Annotated in this window: 3 protein-coding genes; all 3 read right to left on the reverse strand. The window is 69.9% G+C overall.

Annotation, left to right across the window (positions count from 1 at the left end; genetic code table 11):
- The coding region (locus VLJ82_RS08390) for a DUF6578 domain-containing protein (RefSeq protein ID WP_408662885.1) at window positions 1–233 on the reverse strand (233 nt) is incomplete at its 3' end.
- Complete coding sequence (locus VLJ82_RS08395) at window positions 164–1,489, reverse strand: IS701 family transposase (RefSeq protein ID WP_422653727.1); 1,326 nt, start codon at window positions 1,487–1,489, stop codon at window positions 164–166. The genes VLJ82_RS08390 and VLJ82_RS08395, both read right to left, overlap by 70 nt.
- Before the next feature lie 216 nt (window positions 1,490–1,705).
- A partial coding sequence (locus VLJ82_RS08400) for an FCD domain-containing protein (protein ID WP_408662886.1) occupies window positions 1,706–2,018 on the reverse strand: 313 nt, incomplete at its 5' end.

Here is a 2,018-nt window from a genome sequence, read left to right on the forward strand (position 1 = left end):
GTGGTGATCCAGCTCTTTCTCTCCATTGTCCGATGCCCGTGCCAGTGAATCTCCGAGCCCAGGCGGAACGTTTCGCCGCAGCACTGCTGCTGCCACGCATCCACCCACACGAATGCCCGCACTAGCAGAGGGTCACCTAGTACTCCAGCCGTAGATCTCTTGATCATGAAAGGCCTGCGGCTTGGCGGCGGTAGTGGCTGGCACGGGAGCGGTATTGGTGTCGTCGCCGCCATCGGGACCAGGCCTCCGGATCGGCGGGGCGGCGTGCCGGGTCGAGGACCAGGCGGGTGAGCAGCCGCTGCAGCTCGTTGCAGGTGAGCGGGATCTGTCCGGCCGGTGGAGCTGCCGCGGCGTGTTCGCCGGCGGCCAGAACGACGAGCAGGGCGTGGGCGAGCATCGCCAGCAGGGTCCAGCGCCGCCAGGGCAGCCAGCGGCGCACCTGGTGTTCGTCCAGGCCGGCCAGGCCCTTGCCGCCCTGGAAGGACTCCTCGACCGTCCAGCGCCGTCCGGCGACCGCGACCAGCTGGATCAGCCGCACCGGGGCGGGGCTGTGGCAGCGGTAGAAGGCCAGCTCCCCGGTGCGCCGGGAGCGACGGATGAGCAGCCACCAGCATCCCGGGCCGCAGCCTTCGGCGTCAGATCGGGCCTGCTGCTGGGCGGGTAGGTCGAGGCAGGCCCAGTCGTAGTACCGCTGTCCCTTCGCGCCCGGCCCGGCCGAGAGCGGCTGCCAGGCCCGCCGCGGCAGCGCAGCAGCGAGGACATCGGCACGGATCGGTCCGGCCGCAGTCGGCAGCCGCCGATTGCCGGCGATGGCTAGCACGTAGCCGATCTGCCGCGTCTCCAACGCGGCGCGCAGGCCGGGATCGGCGCCGTAGACCTCATCGCCGGCCACCCAGGCCGCCGGCACCCCGGCGTCGAGTGCACGGGTGAGCATCGCGGTGGCCAGCGCCGGCTTGGTCGCAAACCCCACGTCGGTGGGCACGCCGGCGGCCGCGCACCGGTTCGGGTCATCGGTCCAGGAGCGCGGCAGATACAGCTCCCGGTCGATGAGTGCATGCCCGCGCCCTCCGGAGTAGGCCAGATAGACTGCGACCTGGGAGTTCTCGATCCGCCCGGCGGTACCGGTGTACTGCCGCTGCACGCCGACCGTGCGGCTGCCCTTCTTCACATCCCCGGTCTCGTCGATGACGAGCACCGCGCCGGGCTCGCCCAGGTGCTCGACGACGTAGTCACGCAGGTCCTCGGCAACGCCGTCGGTGTCCCAGCGGGCCCGGGCCAGCAGGTGCTGCATGCCGTCCGGGGTGGCATCCCCGACCTGCTCGGCGATCGTCCAGCAGTTCTTGCGCGGCAGATCGGCCAGCAACCCCAGCACGAAGGCGCGGACCCGGTGCCGCACCTCCACCCGGCCGAACCGGCCGGCGATCCGATTCAGGACCTCATCGATCCCTGCCCGCCAGACGGCGGGCCCTACCCTGGCACTCGCGGTCACCGCGGGGTCTGTCGCAGTCCACACACCTGACGATGGTCACGCGGTGGCCGCCCCTCGCAGCCCAATCAAGATCAAGCGATCTACGGCTGGAGTATTAGCCCGGAGGTCCCCAGCAGACAAGTTATGTGACGCAGGTCACGTCTGCAACAAGTGGTGAGAAGCGGATTGATGCCGGCTCGGAGCCGACCGGCTTTTGAGTCGACCGGCTTCTGCGGCTCAGCTGGCGTCGCGGGTGTCCGCGAAGTGCTCCGCGGCCGCAGCCATGTGCTCCTCGACGACGGCCACGGCCGCAGACACGTCGCCCTTCTCGATGGCGTCGATGATCGGCGAGTGCCGGTCCCGCGACATCATGGGCGGCGCGTTGTCGGGCTCGCCGTTCATGATCGCGACCTGGATTCGACCTTCGAGGTGACGCCACACCTCGACGAGCATGGAGTTCTTGGCCAGCTGGCACAGCAACAGGTGGAAGCCAAGGTCGGCCTCGACCCTGGCGGCAAAGTCGCCATCGGCGTCGGCGTCGGCCAATTGC

Origin of the sequence: Jatrophihabitans sp. (assembly GCF_035474675.1) — a bacterium.
GTDB lineage: Bacteria > Actinomycetota > Actinomycetes > Mycobacteriales > Jatrophihabitantaceae > Jatrophihabitans_A.